Raw genomic sequence first — 21,994 nt, forward strand, 5'->3', positions numbered from 1 at the left:
ATTTGGTAGTAGTGGCGTAGCCCTCTTGCTTACCTGGTATGAATTGTGTAAAATATTTATTAATAAAAATAATTGGAACCCGATCAGTCTTTAAACCTCTAGCTTGATCATGACTTTTCTGATAAATATCTTTTTCTGGCTTCTGTCTGGCTTACTCAAATATCAGTCTAGCACCGAACAAAATCCCCCCCCTAGTTCACCTCTATTCCCCTGTCCTAATTGTGGTTCTCACCATAGGATTAAGAATGGTTCTATTCATAATGGAAAACCCAAACGTCAATGTAAAGAATGTGGTCGTCAGTTTGTGATCAATACCACTAATAAAACCGTCTCTGACGAAACCAAACAATTAATTGATAAACTCTTGATCGAACGAATTTCCTTACGAGGAATTGCTAGAGTAACAGGGGTAAGTTGGTCATGTTTACAAAACTATGTCAACGTCTCGACTTCGCGGTTCGGCTGAGCTCACCGTCGAAGCCTCGACGTTGACCCGTTCGGCTGAGCTCACGGCCGAAGCCTGAGAGAAGCCGAAGGGTGGTCTTTTGTTTTTTCTAAGACGATAAAAGTTTATATTTGGCGGTTAATTGATAGAAAAACAAGGGAAATTTGGGTTGCTATTTAGGAGATAGGAGTCGTCAATCAGCCAAAAAACTTTGGGGCCAGTTTACCAGGTGTTTACCGACAATGCGCTGTTGCTTACACAGACTTTTGGGAGTCCTATAAGACAGTAATTCCTAGTAAACGTCATCGGGCAGTAGGTCAAAAAACTGGTCAAACTAATCCTATTGAAAGATTAAATAGGGCTTGCTGAATAATGGTAAAACCCTTTTAAAATAAGGCTTTTGACCTGTTAAAGTCCGATGTTAGTGCAAGAAAATAGGATTGGGACTTTCAAAAACCTTGCATTATCCTTCTTGTGGTACATCGCTTGGTACAAAAAACAAGGGCAACAAAGCCTGAAACTCCTGACTCCTGACTCCTGACTCCTGACTCCTACCCCCAGGAAAAACTTTTTCAGCAGACCCTAAATAATACCTTTCGATAAAGGATTTATCTGCTGGTGAGAGAGAGTCTATCTTTCTCTAAAAAAATGGAGAATCACGTTGGGGAACCCTTTGGTATTTTATCCATGACTACAATGCACAGCAAAGCAAAGGATTAAGCCGCCATTACTACTACCGAATCACCACCACCACCTGTTCACCAAAATTCCAGGTACAATTTCTAGCATGGAGTCACGTTTAAGGGAACTGTTGACAAATAGGAAAAAATCAAGCCACTACAGTGGCACCCTTGAGATAATCTTCTAGTTGGCGATCATTGTCGTGACTGAGATTACCTAGAGGTAAAGTTTCGACGCTAAAAGCTCTCACCTCGCTAACTTCTAATGTATCTTTGATCTGAAAATTCCCCGCAGCCGTCACTTCAATTAACACTGAAATTGAGTGAATACGCGGATCACGGTCAAAAGAGGAATAAACCCCCACTAAACGCCCTAAACTGACTAAATTTAATCCTGTTTCCTCTTTTAATTCCCTTTGAGCAGTATTAAAAATATCTTCCCCCCAATCGACCATTCCCCCCGGTAGGGCCCATTTGCCGGTGTCTCTGCGTCGGATTAAAACAATTGTACCATCAGCAAGCAGCGGAATTATTGTCACCCCAGTTACAGGATGACGAAAGATAATTCCCATCACACTTTTAATAAAATGCCAAACACGACCCATATATAAGCTGTTCGTAATTTAAATTGCTTGTTGAGACGAGGCAAAAGGCTTCGGCCGTGAGCTCAGCCGAACGGCAAAAGGCAAAAGGCAACAGTAAAAGGATTGGGGGAGGTTCGGCTAATTGTCAGAAGAAAGAGGTTTCCTTCCCTACACCCCACACCCCACACCCTACACCCTCTTTCAAGTCAGGACTTTTGCCTAACACCTATCCCCCAACCCCTAACAATATCAATCATGATCGAGAATGGCTTTAGCTTGAATTAAAGCCGATCGCACTTGTTCAAAACCTGTGCCACCATAGCTATTACGGGCTGCCACCACCTGACGAGGAGCGATCGCGTCGTAGATATCGGCCTCAAAAGCTGGATGTAATTCTTGCCATTCCGTCAGGGTTAAATCTTTTAATAACTTACCCGCTGCTAAACTGCTTTTAACGACTTTCCCGACTAAATTATAAGCTTCTCGGAAGGGAATTCCCTTACTGGCTAAATAATCCGCCACATCCGTTGCATTAGAAAAATCTTCCGCCACCGCATTAGCTAATCGGTCGGTTTTAAATTGAATTCCGGTGGCTAAAAGTACCGTCATCGCTTGCAAACAAATCCGCACGGTTTTAACGCCATCAAATAACGCCTCCTTGTCCTCCTGCAAGTCTTTGTTATAGGCCAGGGGTAAACCCTTCATTAAGGTCAATAACGCCTGTAAATGCCCAAAAACCCGCCCTGTTTTGCCGCGCACCAATTCGGGAACGTCGGGGTTTTTTTTCTGGGGCATAATGCTAGATCCCGTGGCACAACTATCGGTGAGAGTGATAAAACTAAATTCTTGGGAAGCCCAGAGAATAATTTCTTCGCTCAGACGGCTCAGGTGGACCATAATCAGACTAGCGGCCGTCATAAATTCAATGGCAAAATCTCGATCGCTGACTCCATCGAGACTATTGTTATACACCTGCTCAAAATCGAGTAAATTGGCGCTGTAATGACGATCGATCGGAAAAGTCGTCCCCGCTAAAGCGCCACATCCTAGGGGCGAAATATTAGTCCTGGCCCGAATTTGCCCTAATCTTTGGTGATCCCGTTCGGCCATTTGAAAATAAGCTAGGAGATGATGGGCTAAACTAATCGGTTGAGCGCGCTGTAGGTGGGTATAACCGGGGATCAGGGTTTCCAGATGGTTTTCAGCGTGATTGACTAAAGCTTGCTGAAAATTGCGAATTTCTTGCCTAATATCATCGATTTGTTGTCTAAGATACAGACGAATATCCGTTCCTACCTGATCATTCCGCGAACGGGCCGTGTGCAGTTTTTTGCCCACATCTCCCACAATCTCGGTTAAACGGCGTTCTACGGCAAAATGCACGTCCTCTTGATCGATGCCGGGGTTAAAGTTGCCGGTGCGGTATTCTTGACGAATTTGTTCCAATCCAGAGACGAGACTATCAGCTTCTTCGGGGCTGATAATACCCGTATAGGCGAGCATTTTAGCGTGAGCGATCGATCCGGTGAGATCATACTCGATTAATTCGATATCAAAACCAATACTGGCGTTAAATTCTACGATCGTAGGATGGAGACTACCTTCAAAGCGATCGCTCCAAGTTTTCTTTGCTGTCACTGTTTTCGTTAGATGATTGTGGATAAAGTTAACCAAAATATGCTGGACAATTTTGGGGAATAATCCGGCGCTGATAGCATTACCGCTTCAGGTTAGAAAAATCTCCAACCCTACAAACATAAGAATAGCAAGAATTGCTCGCTCTGGCTGAAGGCCGATAGGCGAAAAGCTAATAAGAAGTAAAACCTCGAAACATATAACCGGCAATGAAACCGATTAATAGGGCCCATGCTTGCCCAGTTTTGACGAAATTTGAGAAGGCTTTCTGGACATTGCCGATGATATCCACGTCTTGCTCGGAAATAGTCATCAAGACATTGGTAAGAGGCGAAAAGTCGATCGAGACAGATAGATGATGGAAGATGTTGATCACGATGGCATTCCTTAAAAACGAAAATCTACAGAATAAGTTAACATGAAAACGACTAAATCAAAACCACTTTTGTCTCCCCGGCGGTGAGTTGGAAAGGAGGTCACTTTCAAGATGATTGAGATTGCTGGTAGTAGGATAATAATAAGTTGCCCGCTTTTGCTAAATCTTGCCCAAAGGCGATAATTCCTTCTTCATGACCACTCATCACTAAAATTTGTTGCTCTTCTAGACGCTCTTCTTGACATAAACGGATAATTTCTGCGGCCATTTCTGGGGTTCCATAGGCGATATTTTCTTGAGTGGTCGGCACTCGATACATTAAATTTTGCCACAGGGGGCGATGGTGAATATGAATCACCCCATTAATCTGGGGATTCGCTTCATAAATTGCTCCATGGGTGAGAGTTTCCGAAGAAGCGGCGATTGTTCCCCGACAAGTGACACGATTTTCTTGCCAATCGTAGTCTATAACTGTGGTGTAATGGGATTCATTTAATACTGGAATCCCCCCGGTGTTAGTGCCAGAAATAATGATTTCTTTGTCTATTTTTCCTCGTTGACTCACATTCCCAAAACCGATTCCGTTATCGTATTGACCGATTAATCCTAATCGATAGAGGCGATTGCGCCAATAATTTAATTCTGCAATCTCTGAGCTTATTAAGGGACGGTCAGGAATCCAAGTACAATTGTATTTAACGTAACCTTCATCAATCATAGATTTTTCTGAAAATATTCGGGATAATTTTGACAAACTTTCTGCACAAAGTCCTGGAGAGGATAGGAAATATTGGCGATATAATTATCTTTAATTGCTTGAGAAAATAGAGGTAAAACTTCCGTATCTAAGGCGGGGTTAAATAAGTTGATAGGTAGAATTAAATCGGAGCATTCCCGCACATCAATGGCCTCAAAATTATCGGCTATAATTAACCAAAGAGGACGCACCCAAAGAGCCGAACGACTTTCGATAACCTGAATTACTTCTCCGTATAAAGTTCGATTTTTGCAGAATAAACTAACAATTTGATGGGGAGTAAATGTGTTCATAGACAGTTCTAGTTGTCCTTGATAAGCTAAGACGCATTTTAACCGCTTATTCTTAGATTAGCCGAATCTTCCCCCAATCTCTTTACTCTTGCAAGAGCCAACAGTAAAGAGTATCTCATCTCCACAAGCAATTTAAATGCGCGGGCAGCTTATCTTTCACTGGTTACTGAAAAAAGCTGGCCACTTGCCAATCCCTTGCCAGATCGGGAAAAAATGGCTCTTCTAGGTTGTGTGTGATAAGTTTAACTTACATAGGATTGATCGATCTTTGTGTCCTTTGTGTCTTTGTGGTTCGTTCCACCCCCTCTCTAGGAGGAATGTATCTTAGAATACATTTTACCCACCAAATCCAAGAGAGCCAAAAAACTCCGTTAGAATACGGGAAGCCGTTTACAAAACGATACAAAATCATGACCGTTGCTTACCCTCGTAAATTCAAGAAGACGATGAGCGCTCGCGACATCATGAAGCGTGTCATTAGCGATCGCGAAATTCATCTTGTCACCCTCAACCGTTACCGCTACAACGAACAACGTAGCTGTAAAGACCTGACCGAACTGATCGAAACCCTAGACGGACAACCGAAAGAACTGATCCAGGAGCTTTCCCGTCACGTCGCCGATGAGGCCCGCCATGCCTACTGGTTAACCGATTTATTAATCGAATTGGGGGCCGATGTGGGGAAACCGCCGGGGTTGTCCTATATCGATGAATTTGAACGTCTTCTCGATCAAGATCAATTCCAAGGCGAAGAACAAAGGGAAGATGGACTGATTGCGGCCCTAGCGGCAATTAACGTCACGGAAAAACGGGGATGCGAATACTTTGCCGCCCATATTTATGCCCTCAAAGCAGGGGAACAAACCCCGGAAAATCTGAAAATTCAGGAAACGATCGCCAAAATCTTTCCCGAAGAAGCGGGCCATGTGCGTTGGGGTAATCGTTGGTTAGCCAAAATTGCTCAAAAAAGCCCCGAACATCGGCAAAAAGTCGAAAAAGCTAAGGCCAAATACTCAGCGATCGAACAGGCCGCCTATGAATCGGGTATGGATATCACCCTGGGGGCAGAATTGCGCCGCTTCGGTCATTTAATGGACATCGCCGCCACTATGCCGCTCTGGGAACGTCCTCAATATCTGATGGAACGTTTACCCCAAACCCTTCTCGACCCGAAATTGCAATTATTCCGGGTAGAAGCGGCTCAAAAAGCCTGGAATCGTGATCCACAAATGTTTATGGAACGCTTTTTACCGATGTTTTTTAATGCGGACGGCAATATCGGCAAAAAAGAGAAAGTCAACTAATTTAATCTTGATTTTCAGGGGTAATCATTCAGCGATCGCTGAAGAAATGTTCAGCGAGGATCGAGAAAATCAGCTATTGTTTTAAATAGGGGTGAGTTCTCGGCTTTGGAGCCAGAGAAACACCACTTTTTTACTGTTTATTTTGACTTTTCTTTTTTAGATTATGCGTCTTTTAGCTGCCTTTGATCGCTACCCCGATAGTGTATCGTTAACCCTAGAACCAGTAGCCACCGACTCGCAAAAATTTGATTTATATTTAACTTTACACCTACAAGCTCAAATTCAATCTCTCCTCGGCGGGGAAATCAAATGGGGACTAAAAGGAGGAAAATTAGATTTTGTTTTAGTTAATTGTCACCTAACACCAAATCCTCTTTCGAGTCAAGAGTTATACATAAATCGTATTAATAATCATCAATGGCGGTTATCTTTCAAAAGTCCTCAGTCAATATTTACAGGAGCGATCGAAAGGATTAACCTAGGAACCGTCAGTGTGGAGGAAGAACCTTATCATCTGACGGTGCAATTTTCCCTGACAGCTGCCGATATCTGTATCACGGAAACATCGGGATTATGGAAACACGATCTAAGTCCCAATAAACATAGTATTTTAGAGCGAAAGTTAGCATTTTTCCTAATGGAAAATCAATTTGATGCTTTTTTAAGTCGTATTTCTTTGGGTTCATCGCAGGTGGAATTAGATAATGTTCTAGTTGAACCGCAACCGGCAGCATCAGAAAATTTAGAGAAATTGCAGACACAAATCGAGGGAATTTATGCTGCTGTTAGTGATGATTTTCTGGAATTAGCCCAATTAGCTGAACTGGATCCCCTAACGGGTTTTACTGGGGCAAATCTTCTGGCAGCGGAATTAAGTGGTATATCTTTAGGTATGGCTAATCTCTATCAAGCTAATCTGCGGGGGGCCAATTTAACCGATGCTGATTTAAGTGAAATTAACGGCAGTCATGCTAGTTTTAAGGGAGCGGATTTAAGCGGAGCCTTATTAGCTAATGCCGATTTAAGTTATGCTGATTTTTATCGTTCTAGTTTGGCTTTAGCTAATTTAATTGGCTCCAATTTAGAAGGAGCTAATTTGGTTGAAGTCAACATCACTCAAGCGAATTTTAGCGGGGCAAAAGTGAAGGGGGCAAAGTTTGCCGATAACGTGGGTATGACCGAGGAATTGCGGGAAAATTTACGCTTGCGCGGAGCTTTCTGCGATTAGTCAACTATGATACTAAATCCGTTGAGTATAGGCTACATATCAAGACAGGTAAAAGGCAAGAGGCAAAAGGCAAAGGGGAGAATAAATAATCAGTTTTTAATAACCGGATTTAGTATGGGGCCTCTAGATGACACCAAATCCCCTCACCGCTGACGGAAAACAGTGTCATCTAATCAAAAAAGAAGATTAGAGATTTTCCTCGGCATCTATGCCCAATTCCCGCAGTTTAGCCGCTAATTTCGCCGCTTTTTGCTTTTCTTGCTCGACTTGGTTTTCTGCCTCTAAAACCCGATTTTCTGCCTGTTGTGCCGCTTCTGCGGGAGTGGGTACTAATTCCCCTTCCGGGGTAAAATAGCGCAATTTATTGGCAGATAAACCCAAATATAAGCCTAATTGTTGACTCCAGAGCCGTCCCTGAGCATTGGGGGTAATCGGTTGATATTGACCGCTAATTAGGGTAAATCCTTCAAATTCTAGGCTTTCTGGGTCAAACCAAAAATAATCGGGAGTGCGAAATATATCCTGATAAATTTGTTTTTTCTCCTCTCGGTCAACTTTGGCGGTACTATCGGAGAGAATTTCGATAATTAAATTGGGATATTTGCCCTCTTCTCGCCAAACTACCCAACTTCTGCGGTTGGGATTGGGATTTGTCCCCAAAACGACGAAAAAATCGGAACCACGAAAGAATTCTGACTTTTTCTGGTTGGGACTGTAATAAATGGTTAAATTGCCGGCGGCAAAATAATCTTCTCGCTCGCGCCACCACCATTCTAAACACTGAATTAATAAAATAATTTGTTGTAGATGTAGGTTACTTTCCAAGGGTGGTTCATCACTCCAAAATTCGCCTTCTGGGAAGATTATCTCAGGGTTGACATGGGACTCCACTAGGGGTAAGCTTTCAGCGATAGTCATGGTTTGTCCAACAGAGATAGGTCGATAAGTTATTATAAATGATTGAAGGGATTTTTTGAGCAATTGTAGCAGTAGCAATTGAGGTAGAATATTCCTGTGGGTAAATCGCCATTTTCTCCTTAAACAATACCAGAACGCAGAGCAATTACCGCCGCTTGTACTCGGTCGTCCACGGCCAATTTATTCATAATTCCCCGCACATGGGTTTTAATCGTATTGGTGCTTAAATAAAGTTGTTCGGCGATTTCAGCGTTACTTTTGCCTTCAACAATTAACTTTAAAACCTCCATTTCTCGCTCCGATAAAAGTGCTAGATTGGGATTAGGTTGCACTGCTGGCGGTTTGAGATTATCCATGACTAAACGGGCAATTTGAGGGTCTAAATAGGTGGCCCCGTCCTTAGCTGCTTCAATAGCGGCCAAAAGGCGATCGAGACTCGCTCCCTTGATACAATAGGCATCAGCGCCACTGGCCAGAGCTGCGATCACTTCCTGTTGGAGAGTGTGGGAAGTGAGCATAACCACATGAACATTAGCTAAACCTTCCTTAATCTGTTTGGTTGCCGCAATGCCATCGAGACGGGGTAAACCGATGTCCATGACCACTAAATCCGGCCGTAGGGATAGGGCTAATTGTACCCCTGCTAGACCATCACTCGCTTGACCGACGATCTCAAAATCTGGCTGTTCACCGAGCGCTTGTTCTAAACCTAACTGCATTAAAGGATCGTCTTCAACAATTAAAATCCGCATAATCTTTGATTCCTAACGGGAAAATGTACGGTTTTCACCCATCTGCATGAAGCAGAACTACTCCTAGTTTAGGCAATCTGGAGATGGATTAACAGTGATCAGCGATCAGTGACCAGTGATCAGTGATCAGTAAACAGTGAAAAGACAGTGGGAAACTACTATTTAATACTGCTCGCTTAATACACACTGCTCACTTAGAACCCAAATCTGATAACTGATGACTGATGACTGATAACTGATAACTGATAACTGATAACTGAAAATGCTACGGATTTCATCAGATCGGTCTAAAATTGTGCTTGTTGCCCTAGTTTATCTGGGTGTTGGTTGGCTAGGCTATCTCTGCTTAAATTTAGGGTCGCGACCTGCCCCAATTTGGATGAGTGCTGGTATTGGCTTAACTGCTGTTTTTTTAGGGGGAAAAAGGCTAGTTTTAGGCGTTTTTATCGGAGATTTGCTTCTTACCTTCTTTTTAGGGGGAAGTTGGCCCATAGCTCTATTTTCGGCGGTCGGTAGCAGTATATCGGCTCTGTTAGGGGCGCAATTACTGCATTATCTGAGATTTTCCGCCACTTTACAGCGTATTCGCGATATCCTTTTACTGGTATTTTTAGCGGCCTTATTGGCCTCGGCAGTTAATGCCACTATCGATACTTTTGCCCGTAGTTGGCTAAATACTTGGGATTGGCGGCAATTTGGACAGTCTTGGGGCATTATCTGGCTCGGAGATAGTACGGGAATATTAATGACCACGCCGCTGCTGTTGCGTTTTTACTTCAATCGTCAGTCCCTGCGGGAAACCCGGCAACCCCAACGCTTTGGCGAGGCCTTACTTTGTCTGAGTTTGCTAACGGTGGTGAGTTCTCTGGTTTTTGGTGGTCAACAGAATTTTCCTAACCCCGATTGGAGTATGGTGCAGTACCTCGAATATCTACCTTTTCCCTTTGTGGTTTGGGCTGCCATGCGTTTTCAGACCTGGGGAGCGGTAATCGCGAATTTTTTGGTGTCTATCTTAGCTTTGATGGGATTGGCCGGGGGAATCAGCCCTTTTATCCTACAGGCTCCTGATTATACCAGAGGTGTCCTGATCTTACAAATCTTTTTAGTCATTGTCATGTCAACTTCTCTGTTTTTATCGGCGGCGATTACCGAAAGACAACAGATCGATCGAGCTTTAAATGAAACTTTAGAACGAGAACATTTATTAACACAAGTTGCTTTAAAAGTCCATCAATCTTTAGATATAGATCAGGTTTTAAATACCATTGTTGAGGAAATCAGACATTTTCTCGATGCCGATCAAGTCTATATCGGTCACTGTCAAGAGGGGGGGTGGGCCAAGGTAATCGCCGAGTCCCGTCGTCCCCAGATTCCCCCGCTCATGGGTTGGTTTCCCGAACCAGAATTACTAGAAGAATTGGGACAATTATTTTCTTTAGATAAGTTAATTATTGCTGATAATACCGCTAAGGTGCAAACGCTGCCCACTCTCAAGGGTTATTACGAATACCTGCAAGTTAAATCCTCTTTAGTTTTACCTCTAACGGTTAATCATCAACATTTAGGCGCTTTAGTAGTCCATCAATATTCCCATCCCCGTCATTGGCAAAAAAGCGAGGTCAAATTATTAGAACAGTTAGCCACCCAAGTTTGTATCGCTATCGGTCAAGCGCAACTATATCAGAGGGTGCAAAGATTGAATAATAATTTAGAACGGGAAGTAGAAACAAGAACCCTCGAACTGCGGGAAAAAGTCCGGGAAATTCAGCGTTTATACGAAATGAAAACGGTTTTTTTACAGGCAGTATCCCACGATCTTCGCACTTCGATTATGGGATTAGTGATGTTGTTAAAAAATTTCCAGTGTCGGCCAACAGAAAAAGTAACTATCTCGCGAGTAATGCTCGATCAGGTGGTGCGTAGTTGCGATCGACAATTAACTTTAATTAATGCTTTATCAGAAAATCATTTTGCTGAAGAACGGCCTTTAATCTTGCATCGTCAACCTCTATTTTTAAAAGAACAGGTGGAAATTTGGCTCAAAGATTGGCAAAAAGATTTTGATTTATACCAAGCTACTTTTATTAATCTTCTCCCCGATAATTTACCCGCTATTGATGCCGATCCTTGTCAGCTAAGAAGTGTTTTTGAGCAATTATTAAATAATGCCTTAAAACATAATCCTTCACCAATTCAATTAGCCTTAGATGCTCGTATTGACCAAGATATGCTCTACTGCACTTTAAGCGATAATGGTATTGGCATGGACGAAGAACAATGTCAACATCTTTTCCATTTATATGTAAGAAATCTTCATAATCAACACCTAACGGGGATTGGTTTAGGTTCCTACCAATGTCGGCAAATTATCGAGGCTCACTCCGGCAGAATTGGGGTAAAAAGCACCCCCCGGGTTGGCTCACAGTTTTGGTTTACTTTACCCCTTGCCCATCAAAATTATCGAGCAATTAAGCAGGAGTTAGTCAACAGTAATTAGTGATTTTTAACGAGAGCGAGATGATTATGCTTATCGCTCTTCTGGAACTCTGGGGGATATAGAATGAAGATATATAGCCTGAAATCAAGAGGTGATAGATGGTTAGGCCACTCCCAGCCCAGCCAAAGGTTAAATTCAAGGCTTTTAAGTCCGACATTACGCACATCTTCATAACTAAACCCGATCAAACCATACCAAGTAACGAAGAACCAACTTTTCATAATCCCCTAGTAGCCAGATAAATCCCTTATGGGGTCTGACTACTAGGATCGAGGCTCTCTTAGGTTTGGTGGGCAAAATGTATTCTAAGATACATTCTTTCTGGCGAGCGCGTGGAAGGAACTACAAAGACACAAAGGACACAAAGATTGATCGATCCTCTGTAAGTTAAACTTATCACACAGAACCTAGAAGAGCCGGATCGGTAGCAGTTTAAAGGCTAATTCGGAAGACACTCAAATCCGCATGATTAGCGTAATATTGCGCCCGTGCCATGACATCAGAACCGTAGTCATTGCCTGTTGTCCCAATATCCATCCCTTCTTTGGTCTGGACATTACGAAGTCCTGAATTATAGGCAACTGCTGCGCCTTTAATGACGTAACGATCTTCCCAATTAGGATGTTTTTGTTGGACTTGTTGGAGGCAATTAGCAAAAATGCCTGTAGCTTGTTCAACGTGGGCTAAACTCTTGGGACCATCAGGTATTCCTTCTACCGTATGGGAGCGTTTGTCCACTTGCATGATGCCAAAAGCGTTACCCCCATCTCCCCAACCATCGTTGTGTAAAACATTTCCACACCGAGATTCTCGACTGGCAACGGCCGCCAATAAAGCTGCCGGAACACCGAATTTAGCCGCAGCAGTACAGAAACAATCGGCCATGGCTTTTACCCGTTGTAGGTCAGTTTGTGCCATTTTGTGGGAAGATTGCACCCCTGCTGACAGTCCATCCTGAGAAGCCGTCGCTGCGGATGCACCTGTTGTGGGAGCTTGCATTAAGGCTTGATCCCAACGGCTGGCTGGTGGTGGATCGAGGTTAATATCAACGTAATGGGCGGCCACATAGCCTTGTTGATTGTTGTAATCAATTTTTAACCAATCTGTGCGCCCAAAGTCATATTCACTGCCAGGAATTTCTTCTAGGACTTTGAAGGTTGTTCCTGTGCTTAAGGTGAATAAAATGTTTGAATTGGTATTGGGTTGGCTTCTGACGTTAAGGGTACTCGATACCCGATGATTCACTCGTCCTTCGGCACTCTCAATTTCCAAGACTTGAGGAGGATTATTCTCGTCGAATTTATCAATGTAGTAAGCGGCGGCATATCCCGTTTGTCCCCCCTGTTGGATTTGATACCATTGGGTTTGATTATTAGGAGGATAGGGAGAGCCTGTCACTCCTTGCAGAATGGTACAGGTGGCACCGGGGCTTAATTCAAAGAGAATGGGGGCAGTTGTGGCGGCCTGACTCCGAACATTTAGGACAGTCTGCACATGATTATTAACTCGGCCTTTTGCCAGATTACTGGGTTCTTCAGGTTGCTCGGTGACATCAATATAAACTGCCGCCGCAAATCCTATTTTTCCGTCTTTGTAAATTTTGTACCATTGATTTTGGTCACGGGAATAGGTATCTCCTGTGACTTTTTCTAGGACAATACAAGTTTCCCCAAAACGTAAGGTAAACTGCACAGGTGCGGATAACTTGGCATCATTTCTGACATTAAGACTCGTAGTAACTTGAGCATTAACTGTGCCGATATCGCCATCAGGTGTGGGTGTTGAGTCCACTAAAGTTGCATGATCTAAAATATCCGTGGGGTCTAATAAGTCAGAGCGACGTTGATAAGGACGATTTCCAGCTTGTGTTAATGCACCATTTTGAGTTCCTTGATACATTTCTAAGTGCAACATTGAACTGCCAGAATGAAGACGACCAACATAGGCAATCACTTGACCTTTTGATACTCTTGCTCCCACTTGAATGCCACGAGGAAGCATCTGTCCAATTTCACAATAACGGATAACCATTCCGTTATCATGCTTCACTTCTATAGCATTCGTTCCAGAGAAAAAAGCATAGGGACCGACGATAACTTTCCCATCTGCCATTGCTAAAATTTCCGTTCCTTTTGGTGCGATTAAGTCACAACCTGCGTGTTTTCGACCTCCGGGACGATCTGCACCGAATTGCCGTCCGCCGTCCTTATAGCTTAAACTGGGTTTTTGACGAAGTGGAAAAATAAAGTAAGACATAATTTCTATCCCTGAAATTACAAGTTTTAACAACAGATAAGAAGACTTAACTGATCGGTATTTATTCAGCTGCCGCCCCTAAAAAAATCTCAATGACCCGACCATTATCAAAGGTAAAAATCAATCCTCCATAAATTGAACCAGCGACAAAAGTTTGATCAGGTATTGACATCTCTTGATCTTTTTCTTTGGCATAGGCAAGGCTAACCTCCTCTATTGAACTGCCAATTGTTATGCCTCGTTTGGTTGGAAGTGTTGAAGGGGACACTAATTTAATAAAGGCAATATTTTGCTGTCCTTTTTCAGTTTCTGATGCCATGCTGAGGGTAATACCTTGATTAGGATAATACCAATATTGATGATAAATTGCATCCCCTACCCAAAACTCTACTCCTCCTTTTTGTCTAGGATTTCCGAGTAATTGGATAACTTGTTGAGCAGAAAGATCAAGTTTTAGTTTCCCTAAGCTTTCCTCTCTCATCAAAGCAAAAGGATCGGATTCTAGGTTATCCGTTATCAATAACTTTTGGATGATTTTGACATAGCTTTCTTCCTTTAATTGAGACAGGAGATGGGGGCTATTAATGGGGAGAACAGCCAGACTTAAACTAACTAAAATAATACTTCTCATCAAGTTTTTCATAGCATCCATCCCCATTTGAGGAAACTTTTGTCATCAATGAGTGATGATTCAAACGCCAAATAGTCCTAAGGGAGAGAAGTGCTAAACAGAGACTATTTCTTTCTTTCTCAAAGCACCAAGCTCTTGCTCAAGCATCATTTGAATTTCAGGAATAGCGGGTTTATAAGGGGGATTAAGATTCAGGTCTGTCCAGCGATTTTTAACACTTTCATGCAAATTGCTAACATCCCCTTCAAATTGGCGAGGTGCTGTTCCCGCTACATTAAATGGCCATTTTGACGTATTATCAAAATACGCACTACAATTGGGATGAACTTCATGTTGAATATAACTTTTATCTAAGACCAAACCCAAGGTTTCGACTTGTTCCATCATCCACAATAAAGCTCCATCGGATAGGCCAGATTCTTCCTGAGAACCTCCACCAACGCAACCATGACCCCCCGGAAACCAAACTTGAACCACCTGTTCTTTTTGTTGTCTGATGTGGGTAGAATGGGGACGCATTAGCGTTACATCAAAGACTTTACGAATTTCATCAATGGCAACTGCATGAAACGCCTTTTCAATTGTAGGATTGATGGTCGAATCATAAAAGCGATAACGTTCGTTGAACTTTTCATCCAAGTGCAGAGAATGAACGATATCAGGGATACCTAAAGAAGCAACCGTATCCCAACAGCATAAGGCTTTAATAGGAACTCGTCGTCCATACTGATTACGGAAATCAATGGCATTTTTACCGTTAGGTGCGTTATTTGGGTTTTGTTTGTCTCGGTAAATTTCGTAGGCTTTGGGAATTTGTCGGATAAATTCTCGATACAACAAACCACAATTATAAATTAACCCAGCTAAACAGCGTACAGTGTAAGCTCCCCGACTAAACCCAAAGAGATAAATTTCATCTTCAGGTTGATAGTTTAAGCACAGAAAACGATAGGCATCCTCAATCTTATGATCCATGCCAATGCCTAAAGCACCTCCAGCAATTTTAATTAAAGTATCAGTTACCTCGGCATTAGATTGTTTTGTCCCAATCCCTTCGTCATAGTAGATGATTTGACGGATGGGGTTGCCCTTACTATCATCAAGTGGTGTGATAGCTTGCACCATTTTGACAACATTGGTAGGATAACCTTGTCCTAAATCTTGCCAAGTTCCATCACAACAAACAATAAGACGGCTTTTCATAGCGATGAACCTCCTAGGTTTCTTAAAACTCGCCAGTTTATGGAATATTTGAGGATTCTAGTGAATCATGACTCAAAATTATCGAGATTTTCCTTTAGGTAAAAGTCCCGCAAGACTCAACCGAGACAAAGGAAGTTCTAACTCTGTTCGGAAGTGATATAGATGAGTTAGATAGCCAGCTTGACTAGGTAAAATTAGTTGCGGTACTTATACTTACTACTCTAGATCGTCTATCAGAATTTACTGCCCTAAGGATTGCAAATTAATATATTTCTTTAGATTTATGTATATAAGTTTACAGAATATTGTTGAGCTATTTATTACTAAAAAAAGTTGAGTTTGATTGCAAACCATCTTAACACCTAAGCTCGCCAACCTGAACTTTAGCCGATTCTCGATCGCAATTTTAGCCCACCCTAGCACTTCGCTCTTTTCCTACAAGGATTTTTACCAAGAAAAATGATCTGTCTGCCTGAGAACAGGCTATAGTGATCATCAAACCCTCAGTGAAAAACTTCCCGTGTCTTCAGTATTCCGTCTTCCTCCCTATTTTTCTCCCGCTCTGCAGCATCGAGTCATCAAAACTCTCGCGGCAAAAAAAACCCGTCAATTTTTGACATGGGCGGCAGCTTGTGCTAGTTTTTTGATCCTCTGGGCGTGGAATTGGCAGTTAGTTTTGGCTACTTTAACCGGAGTGGGGGCGATGATTGGAGTTTACCATCTCCAGGGTCAAAACTGGCGCTCGCTGTGGCTGTGGGGGCGTGCTTTTTTCAGTGCCGATAGCGGTAAGTTAACTTTAGCAGTAGTCTGTGGCGGTTTGGGCAGTTTAGCCACCTATCTCGCTGTCGCCATTTGGACCTATACCGAAAATCGCTGGTTGGCCTTGGCCTCAATTTTGCAAGGATTTGGCACGGTTTTGACTTTAATCCTGCTAGGATGGCATTTTCTCGACCATCGCGGTGAAAATGAGTCAAAAAACTTCGATCGCTGGTTAGAAAAATTAACAGTCAATGATCCCTTAATGCGCTTAATGGCAGTCCGACGTTTAAGTGAAATGCCACTTTCCCCCAGTCGTCGAGAACAATGTCAAGAATACTTTCGTTATCTTCTCTCGCGAGAAACCGATACGCAAGTGCGCTCGGCTTTACTTGATAATTTTTCCGGCAAAGAAGCAATCAAACCGCAACCTTTACAAATACCCCTACAGGTGAAAAAATCCCTCTTGAAATATGATTAAAAAGCTCTCTGCTATTAGCAATCAGCCCTCAACTAAAGCTGACTGCTAGAGGCTGAGGAGGATATTTTTTTACACCAAAGTTAACTCGCGCTCCTCGATATTTTGGAACATCAGCGTACTCAGATAACGTTCTCCAAAACTAGGCTGAATCACCACAATTAATTTACCCTCATTTTCCGGTCGTTGGGCCAGTTGAATTGCGGCACAAAGATTGGCACCGGAAGAAATCCCCGAAAGTAAACCCTCTTCTTTTGCCAAACGACGACCAAATTGAAAAGCTTCCTCATCACTGACGGTAATTACCTCATCAATCAGATCTGTGCGTAAAACTTCTGGAATAAAACCCGCACCGATACCCTGAATTTTATGGGGACCGGGATTACCCCCGGAAATCACCGGACTATTGAAAGGTTCCACCGCGACTACTTGAAAACTAGGTTTACGAGATTTAATCACTTCAGCGACTCCCGTAATCGTGCCACCAGTACCCACACCCGCAACAATAAAATCTACCTGTCCGTCGGTATCTTGCCAAATTTCCTCAGCAGTGGTGAGACGGTGAATTTCTGGGTTAGAAGGGTTGCGAAATTGTTGCAACATATAAGCGCCGGGGATACTATCGACAATTTGCTGCGCGCGTAAAATTGCCCCTTTCATGCCTTGGGAACCGGGGGTAAGTTCTAGGGTAGCACCGTAGGCTTTTAACATCGCCCGGCGCTCTAAACTCATCGTTTCCGGCATAGTTAAAATTAAGCGATAACCCTTAGCTGCCGCAGTCATCGCGAGGGCAATTCCCGTATTGCCAGAGGTGGGTTCCACTAAAATCGTGGTTTCTGGATTGATTAAACCCGCTTTTTCGGCGCTATTAATCATGTGGGTGCCAATACGGTCTTTGACGGAAGCAGCGGGATTCATCCCTTCTAATTTCATCACAATTCGGCCAAGACAGCCCTCTGTTTGGGGAATCCGATTCAATTGTACTAAAGGTGTGCGGCCAACCAATTCGGTGACATCGTGAGCGATACGCATGATATTTTCTCAGTCTGGGTGATTTGTGTGCTTAGTTATAGCGGTAAGCTCTCAGCTTTAGCGTTTGAGAATTTCCTCACTAGCCAAGGAGGCGCTATATAGCTCACTTATAGCAAAGGCCAGCCCTAGATCGGCAAAATTTCCATTTTCCTTTGTTTCTTTAGTCAGTCCGAGTTGATTCCCAGAGACAGGCAAAACTACCATGACCGATAAGATTGCTTTTTTCCAAAAGCTTATACTTGTACTAAAATAACTATGGATAGTTTACTAAAGTCAAAATTACGGTCATGACCATTAAATCTAATCTGGTCCTATTGAAAGAACAACACATAGAAATTAAGGGCTATTTGAGCGATAGGTTAAAAGCACGTCATCTAGAATGGATTGTAGAACATCTTGATGATCCTGTAGCGGCGGAATTGTTCCAGATTATCATACAAGAACGAAATGAGAGAGCCAAAGTTAATTCAACTCAGTCCTTGCAAATATCCAGACACCAGGGCAAAATTGAACAGTTAGGAAAAAGTAATCAGAATTTATCCAACGAGAATGTTGAGCTTAAACAAGAAGTCAGTTATTGGCAAGAAAAAGTTAATGAGTTGCTACACAAGTTAGAGCGGTTACGTCAAGATTTATTAGACTTTGATCAATCTGAGATTTATCGTTTAGGTCAATGGTTAAAGGCTAGTCTATCTAAAACTGGCTGGGAACGTCAACAGGCTTTACTAGAAAAGGAATTAGTTCATAAAGACAGTTATAATCTAGCGGTGAGCGATCTAAAAAATACTATTCAGCAACAACAGGATGGGATTACACAAATAAAAGAGCGAGCCATCTCTACAGTTGAATCTCTGGAAAAAACTAATGATAAACTACGAAGACAAATGGGGGATATTAAAAAATATATTATTAATAACTATGGCGACAAAAAGTGGCAAGAAATCACTCGTTACTTTGCAGATGACCAGGAACTGAAGCCATGAATTTACTAGAAGAAATGAACTATCGCCAATGGCAAAAAAGAAATAGTGAAGTATTTCATCGCCTTTCCCTAGAGCAACAAAGACAAGCGAGAAAAAAGGGCTATTATAATAGCGGCTGGGGAAAGGTTAAAAGCTCTTGGGAACTTCTTCAGGATTTTAAAAATAATACTCATAAAGTTGTCAGTTTATTTGAGCATGAATTAAATAAAGGAAATCTCGTCAAAGCCATTGATTTAGCAATTATTGAGTCTGAAAAAACCCAAAAAATGTCTGAAGAAGGAAAACAAGAGTTGGAAAAAGTCTCTAAAAATTTGCATGAAATAGCAGATAAAGCTTTGGCTAAATATCCTTTATTATGATTATTATGTACTGCCATGACTAAAGTATCAAAATCAAAGTTGTCCCAATTATATAGCTCCGATGAAATTGCAGAAATCTGGAATGCTAATCAACATCTAGCAGTTATCGAACATCCCCAAAAAGGATTAATTAGCCCGAATCAATATCGAACAATGGCCAAAGAAAAACCCTGTCCTTTTTGTGGTAAAAAGATGAAGCATGGCGAAGAATTTAAAACTTCTTCCCAGTCAGAAGCTATCAAAAGGGGTTACGAATATAATAATTCTCAAGGGGAAAAAGTTATTAATCAAATCAATCAGATATTTTTTCATCCCAATTATGTCACTATCGATCATATAATTAATAAAGCCCGCTGTCCCGAAAAAATGTTTGATTTTGACAATTTACAACTGGTATGCTGGCAGTGTAACCAAGCAAAAAGTGATGATAATGCCTATGAACTTCGTCACACTTATGAGTATTTATCTAGTCTAGTCGATGAAACAGCAATTCGTTATCCTCTTCTTAAAAAGACCAATGACTTAGCCGAGTTTAACAAACTTTAATTTTAATCAACCTTAATTAACTTTATCATCTAATCAAATAGCCTTCAAATTTAATCGAAAACCCATAGTAAAATTCCACTATAATTGAATTGAGCTAATCTGAGTCAAAATCAATAAATTGTTTGCTTTTGTCTGATGTCTAATACTAAATCCGGTTATTAAAGAATGATTATTTATTTCCCCTTTTGCCTATTGCCTGTCTTGATATGTAGCAGATACTCAACGGATTTAGTATCATTACGTCGCACGTGAGAAAAGGATCATTTAAAGTCAGGCTAAATTTTCATGAAATTTTCTTGACTATTATGACAAAAAATGCTAATTCTTCCGACAATTATCAGTAGTTTTTGATGAAATCATCACAAATTACTGGCAAGTTTAATTATTAAAAGAGGTTGAGCGCCCAGGGACAAATTCAAAACCTAGCTGCTAACAACCGAAAAAGTTGGGTTAGTATTAGGGGAGATACCCTCTGAGGAGTTGCACTAATTATATGGACATCAAATTAATCCTGTTGGCATTAACGGCTGTATTCACCGTCTCTTGTCTCTTTTTCGGCACCCGCAACGGTTTTTACGATAGCGATAACTACGATGGCAATGGTTCGGCTCACTAACCAGTCATCATAATCAGGGTTGCCATGGTTCAACGCTCTACTGCTGTCTGGGGGTCGAAATCCCTTTTATCCTGTTTACCTTTTGGTGTCGGTCACACATCGGAAGGGGTTTGTCTCCTCCTGAAAATCGGGCCCTATCGCATACTTTTAGATTGCGGTTTGGCCGATATGCAACCCCTCACCCAAAACAAAAAACCACCCGTGGATCTGGTGTTCTGTAGTCATGCCCACAGCGATCACATCCGTGGGTTAATCGCTCTCCATCAGACCTATCCCCAATTGCCAGTTTATGCCAGTGAGGTGACAGTACAACTGCTGCCCCTACAATGGCCCGATTCTGCCGAGGAAATCGGCAGTTTCTGTCAGGGTTGGCCATGGCGATCGCCGATCGCTCTCTTTGATGATCTCACCGTCGAGATTTTTCCGGCCGGCCACCTACCCGGGGCTGCCGTGGTTCTCTTCACCTACAAAACCCCCAAACGCACCTATAAAGTCCTCTATACCGGCGATTTTTCCCTATCTAATTTTCAACTGGTGGAAGGATTATCGATCGATCTGCTGCGGGGAGTATCCCCCGATGTGCTGATTATTGAAGGCAGTTACGGCACAGAACGCCATCCCCACCGACGACAGCAGGAAAAACAGTTGATGAATCGCATCTATCATGCGATCGCCGAGGGGCAAAATGTCCTACTACCCGTCCCCGCTTTGGGATTGGGTCAAGAAATTTTAAAATTACTGCGATCACACCACCAATTCACAGGCCGCGACATTGATATCTGGGTTGGGGGCAAGATCGCTAAAGCTTGCGATGCCTACCTAGAAATTTTACCACAATTTCCCGCATCTGTCCAGAATTTTGCCAAACATCAGCCCTTATTTTGGGATGAGCGCATCTGTCCCCGGTTGCGAAGGTTGCCAGAAAAACCGACACCTCTAGGGGGAACCACTCCGATAATTTTACTAATCGATCGCCTAGAGGAGGTGAGTAAATATCTGCAAGGGGATAAACCTTGGTTAATGTTAGTTCCCCAACACCTGCACGATATCAACCTGGAGAATCCCCGATTAAAAGCGGCACAGCGTTCGCGATTAATTAGCCAAGAAACCTATCTACTGGCCGAACATAGCGATAGTCGCAACACCACCCAACTGATCCATAACCTGCGGCCGCAGCATATCATGTTCGTCCATGGTTCCCCCCTATATCTAGCGGATTTGACCAGTTTAGAAGAATTACAAAGCCGTTATCAACTCCATTCTCCGGCCGTGGGAACCCTGGTGGAATTGCCTATTGGCGATCGCTTTCTGCAACCGACACCTCCGGCCCCTAGTCACTATGAGGGAGAATTAAATGAATCGGATTCGATTATCACTATCACCTTACCAGAGCCGATCACCCGGGATCCCCGGTGGAGTAATTTCGCCGATACGGGACTGGTAGAAGCTCGCTGGCAAGGGGAAGAATTATTATTGCGGGGAGTCTCCCAACGGGAATTATTAAGCGAGAGTCCCAATCGCATCACCAAAGCTTTAGAGGAGATGGATTGCTGTCGTGTCTGTGTCCACTACAAAAGTCAGCGCTGTTGGAATCCCGCTTCTCCTCTCTACGGTTTTAAAGTGGTTGCTGAAGGCTATTGTCCCGTTTTTGAAGCCAATATATAA

At 42.6% G+C, this 21,994-nt stretch carries 22 protein-coding genes and 1 pseudogene; 11 read left to right on the forward strand and 12 right to left on the reverse strand.

What is annotated here, in order from left to right:
* The first annotated feature begins 109 nt into the window (after positions 1-109).
* A pseudogene (locus IM485_RS12080) lies at positions 110-783 on the forward strand (IS1 family transposase).
* Between the two features lie 491 nt (positions 784-1,274).
* On the opposite strand, the gene IM485_RS12085 reads toward IM485_RS12080, so the two are convergent.
* Positions 1,275-1,730 (reverse strand): NUDIX hydrolase, encoded by a 456-nt coding sequence (locus tag IM485_RS12085; protein ID WP_104397413.1) that lies wholly within the window; start codon positions 1,728-1,730, stop codon positions 1,275-1,277.
* 56 nt (positions 1,731-1,786) lie between these two features.
* Here IM485_RS12085 and IM485_RS12090 point away from each other — a divergent pair, with 56 nt between their 5' ends.
* Positions 1,787-1,984 (forward strand): hypothetical protein, encoded by a 198-nt coding sequence (locus tag IM485_RS12090; protein WP_287743333.1) that lies wholly within the window; start codon positions 1,787-1,789, stop codon positions 1,982-1,984.
* Here the strand turns inward: IM485_RS12090 and argH are convergent.
* The 4 genes from argH to IM485_RS12110 all read right to left on the reverse strand — a co-directional run bounded on the left by argH (position 1,959) and on the right by IM485_RS12110 (position 4,770).
* The gene (argH, locus tag IM485_RS12095; protein WP_104397414.1) at positions 1,959-3,347 is read right to left on the reverse strand and encodes an argininosuccinate lyase; all 1,389 of its coding nucleotides are present in this window, start codon (positions 3,345-3,347) and stop codon (positions 1,959-1,961) included. The genes IM485_RS12090 and argH overlap by 26 nt on opposite strands.
* Positions 3,348-3,516: 169 nt before the next feature.
* On the reverse strand, positions 3,517-3,720 hold the full coding sequence (locus IM485_RS12100; protein WP_002781387.1) for a hypothetical protein: 204 nt from the start codon (positions 3,718-3,720) through the stop codon (positions 3,517-3,519).
* A gap of 106 nt (positions 3,721-3,826) precedes the next feature.
* Positions 3,827-4,438, reverse strand: a complete 612-nt coding sequence (locus tag IM485_RS12105) for a class II aldolase/adducin family protein (protein WP_104397415.1) — start codon at positions 4,436-4,438, stop codon at positions 3,827-3,829.
* Positions 4,435-4,770, reverse strand: a complete 336-nt coding sequence (locus tag IM485_RS12110; RefSeq protein ID WP_287637083.1) for a hypothetical protein — start codon at positions 4,768-4,770, stop codon at positions 4,435-4,437. Before IM485_RS12110 ends, IM485_RS12105 begins: the two co-directional genes overlap by 4 nt.
* 410 nt (positions 4,771-5,180) lie before the next feature.
* Here IM485_RS12110 and IM485_RS12115 point away from each other — a divergent pair, with 410 nt between their 5' ends.
* Complete coding sequence (locus tag IM485_RS12115) at positions 5,181-6,074, forward strand: ferritin-like domain-containing protein (protein ID WP_271926965.1); 894 nt, start codon at positions 5,181-5,183, stop codon at positions 6,072-6,074.
* Positions 6,075-6,237: 163 nt separating this feature from the next.
* The gene (locus IM485_RS12120; protein ID WP_104397417.1) at positions 6,238-7,302 is read left to right on the forward strand and encodes a pentapeptide repeat-containing protein; all 1,065 of its coding nucleotides are present in this window, start codon (positions 6,238-6,240) and stop codon (positions 7,300-7,302) included.
* A 186-nt stretch (positions 7,303-7,488) separates the two neighbouring features.
* On the opposite strand, the gene IM485_RS12125 is transcribed toward IM485_RS12120, so the two are convergent.
* Positions 7,489-8,220 carry a Uma2 family endonuclease gene (locus IM485_RS12125; RefSeq protein ID WP_287743339.1) on the reverse strand — a complete coding sequence of 244 codons (732 nt, stop codon included), beginning with the start codon at positions 8,218-8,220 and terminating at the stop codon, positions 7,489-7,491.
* A gap of 119 nt (positions 8,221-8,339) precedes the next feature.
* On the reverse strand, positions 8,340-8,972 hold the full coding sequence (locus tag IM485_RS12130; protein ID WP_002737320.1) for a response regulator: 633 nt from the start codon (positions 8,970-8,972) through the stop codon (positions 8,340-8,342).
* Between the two features lie 262 nt (positions 8,973-9,234).
* Between IM485_RS12130 and IM485_RS12135 the strand changes: the two genes are divergently transcribed.
* Entirely contained in the window at positions 9,235-11,469 is a 2,235-nt protein-coding gene (locus IM485_RS12135; protein WP_287743341.1) for a sensor histidine kinase, read from the forward strand.
* A gap of 432 nt (positions 11,470-11,901) precedes the next feature.
* Here IM485_RS12135 and IM485_RS12140 read toward each other — a convergent pair whose 3' ends face one another.
* The 3 genes from IM485_RS12140 to IM485_RS12150 form a co-directional block, all read right to left on the reverse strand.
* Positions 11,902-13,725, reverse strand: coding sequence for an SH3 domain-containing protein (locus IM485_RS12140; RefSeq protein ID WP_287743343.1), 1,824 nt, complete (start codon positions 13,723-13,725; stop codon positions 11,902-11,904).
* A gap of 61 nt (positions 13,726-13,786) precedes the next feature.
* Positions 13,787-14,206, reverse strand: a complete 420-nt coding sequence (locus IM485_RS12145; RefSeq protein ID WP_133164168.1) for a hypothetical protein — start codon at positions 14,204-14,206, stop codon at positions 13,787-13,789.
* 243 nt (positions 14,207-14,449) lie between these two features.
* A complete protein-coding gene (locus IM485_RS12150) occupies positions 14,450-15,559 on the reverse strand; it encodes a T6SS phospholipase effector Tle1-like catalytic domain-containing protein (RefSeq protein WP_104397423.1) in 1,110 nt (369 codons plus the stop codon).
* Positions 15,560-16,079: 520 nt separating this feature from the next.
* Here IM485_RS12150 and IM485_RS12155 point away from each other — a divergent pair.
* Positions 16,080-16,796, forward strand: coding sequence for a hypothetical protein (locus IM485_RS12155; RefSeq protein WP_104397424.1), 717 nt, complete (start codon positions 16,080-16,082; stop codon positions 16,794-16,796).
* Between the two features lie 69 nt (positions 16,797-16,865).
* Here the strand turns inward: IM485_RS12155 and cysK are convergent, their stop codons facing one another.
* Both cysK and IM485_RS12165 read right to left on the reverse strand, forming a co-directional pair.
* Positions 16,866-17,825 carry a cysteine synthase A gene (cysK, locus tag IM485_RS12160; protein ID WP_104397425.1) on the reverse strand — a complete coding sequence of 320 codons (960 nt, stop codon included), beginning with the start codon at positions 17,823-17,825 and terminating at the stop codon, positions 16,866-16,868.
* A gap of 57 nt (positions 17,826-17,882) precedes the next feature.
* The gene (locus IM485_RS12165; RefSeq protein ID WP_002796632.1) at positions 17,883-18,029 is read right to left on the reverse strand and encodes a hypothetical protein; all 147 of its coding nucleotides are present in this window, start codon (positions 18,027-18,029) and stop codon (positions 17,883-17,885) included.
* A gap of 83 nt (positions 18,030-18,112) precedes the next feature.
* On the opposite strand from IM485_RS12165, the gene IM485_RS12170 reads away from it, so the two are divergent.
* The 5 genes from IM485_RS12170 to IM485_RS12190 all read left to right on the forward strand — a co-directional run bounded on the left by IM485_RS12170 (position 18,113) and on the right by IM485_RS12190 (position 21,994).
* The gene (locus IM485_RS12170; protein WP_287743348.1) at positions 18,113-18,808 is read left to right on the forward strand and encodes a hypothetical protein; all 696 of its coding nucleotides are present in this window, start codon (positions 18,113-18,115) and stop codon (positions 18,806-18,808) included.
* Positions 18,805-19,167 (forward strand): hypothetical protein, encoded by a 363-nt coding sequence (locus tag IM485_RS12175; protein ID WP_287743350.1) that lies wholly within the window; start codon positions 18,805-18,807, stop codon positions 19,165-19,167. Before IM485_RS12170 ends, IM485_RS12175 begins: the two co-directional genes overlap by 4 nt.
* A gap of 15 nt (positions 19,168-19,182) precedes the next feature.
* Positions 19,183-19,713: an HNH endonuclease gene (locus tag IM485_RS12180; RefSeq protein ID WP_287743353.1), complete on the forward strand. Its 531-nt coding sequence runs from the start codon at positions 19,183-19,185 to the stop codon at positions 19,711-19,713.
* Positions 19,714-20,206: 493 nt separating this feature from the next.
* Positions 20,207-20,329, forward strand: coding sequence for a DUF8629 family protein (locus IM485_RS12185; RefSeq protein WP_002737208.1), 123 nt, complete (start codon positions 20,207-20,209; stop codon positions 20,327-20,329).
* A 24-nt stretch (positions 20,330-20,353) separates the two neighbouring features.
* Positions 20,354-21,994, forward strand: a complete 1,641-nt coding sequence (locus IM485_RS12190; protein ID WP_287743355.1) for an MBL fold metallo-hydrolase — start codon at positions 20,354-20,356, stop codon at positions 21,992-21,994.

Origin of the sequence: Microcystis sp. M169S2 (assembly GCF_020245865.1) — a bacterium.
Taxonomy (GTDB): Bacteria; Cyanobacteriota; Cyanobacteriia; order Cyanobacteriales; family Microcystaceae; genus Microcystis; species Microcystis ichthyoblabe_A.

Coding starts and splice junctions, on each gene's coding strand:
- IM485_RS12085 (WP_104397413.1), bottom strand. CDS start 1,730: ATGGGTCGTGTTTGGCATTTTATTAAAAGTGTGATGGGAATTATCTTT.
- IM485_RS12105 (WP_104397415.1), bottom strand. CDS start 4,438: ATGATTGATGAAGGTTACGTTAAATACAATTGTACTTGGATTCCTGAC.
- IM485_RS12110 (WP_287637083.1), bottom strand. CDS start 4,770: ATGAACACATTTACTCCCCATCAAATTGTTAGTTTATTCTGCAAAAAT.
- IM485_RS12115 (WP_271926965.1), top strand. CDS start 5,181: ATGACCGTTGCTTACCCTCGTAAATTCAAGAAGACGATGAGCGCTCGC.
- IM485_RS12120 (WP_104397417.1), top strand. CDS start 6,238: ATGCGTCTTTTAGCTGCCTTTGATCGCTACCCCGATAGTGTATCGTTA.
- IM485_RS12125 (WP_287743339.1), bottom strand. CDS start 8,220: ATGACTATCGCTGAAAGCTTACCCCTAGTGGAGTCCCATGTCAACCCT.
- IM485_RS12130 (WP_002737320.1), bottom strand. CDS start 8,972: ATGCGGATTTTAATTGTTGAAGACGATCCTTTAATGCAGTTAGGTTTA.
- IM485_RS12135 (WP_287743341.1), top strand. CDS start 9,235: ATGCTACGGATTTCATCAGATCGGTCTAAAATTGTGCTTGTTGCCCTA.
- IM485_RS12140 (WP_287743343.1), bottom strand. CDS start 13,725: ATGTCTTACTTTATTTTTCCACTTCGTCAAAAACCCAGTTTAAGCTAT.
- IM485_RS12145 (WP_133164168.1), bottom strand. CDS start 14,206: ATGAGAGAGGAAAGCTTAGGGAAACTAAAACTTGATCTTTCTGCTCAA.
- IM485_RS12150 (WP_104397423.1), bottom strand. CDS start 15,559: ATGAAAAGCCGTCTTATTGTTTGTTGTGATGGAACTTGGCAAGATTTA.
- cysK (WP_104397425.1), bottom strand. CDS start 17,825: ATGCGTATCGCTCACGATGTCACCGAATTGGTTGGCCGCACACCTTTA.
- IM485_RS12165 (WP_002796632.1), bottom strand. CDS start 18,029: ATGGTAGTTTTGCCTGTCTCTGGGAATCAACTCGGACTGACTAAAGAA.
- IM485_RS12170 (WP_287743348.1), top strand. CDS start 18,113: ATGACCATTAAATCTAATCTGGTCCTATTGAAAGAACAACACATAGAA.
- IM485_RS12175 (WP_287743350.1), top strand. CDS start 18,805: ATGAATTTACTAGAAGAAATGAACTATCGCCAATGGCAAAAAAGAAAT.
- IM485_RS12180 (WP_287743353.1), top strand. CDS start 19,183: ATGACTAAAGTATCAAAATCAAAGTTGTCCCAATTATATAGCTCCGAT.
- IM485_RS12185 (WP_002737208.1), top strand. CDS start 20,207: ATGGACATCAAATTAATCCTGTTGGCATTAACGGCTGTATTCACCGTC.
- IM485_RS12190 (WP_287743355.1), top strand. CDS start 20,354: ATGGTTCAACGCTCTACTGCTGTCTGGGGGTCGAAATCCCTTTTATCC.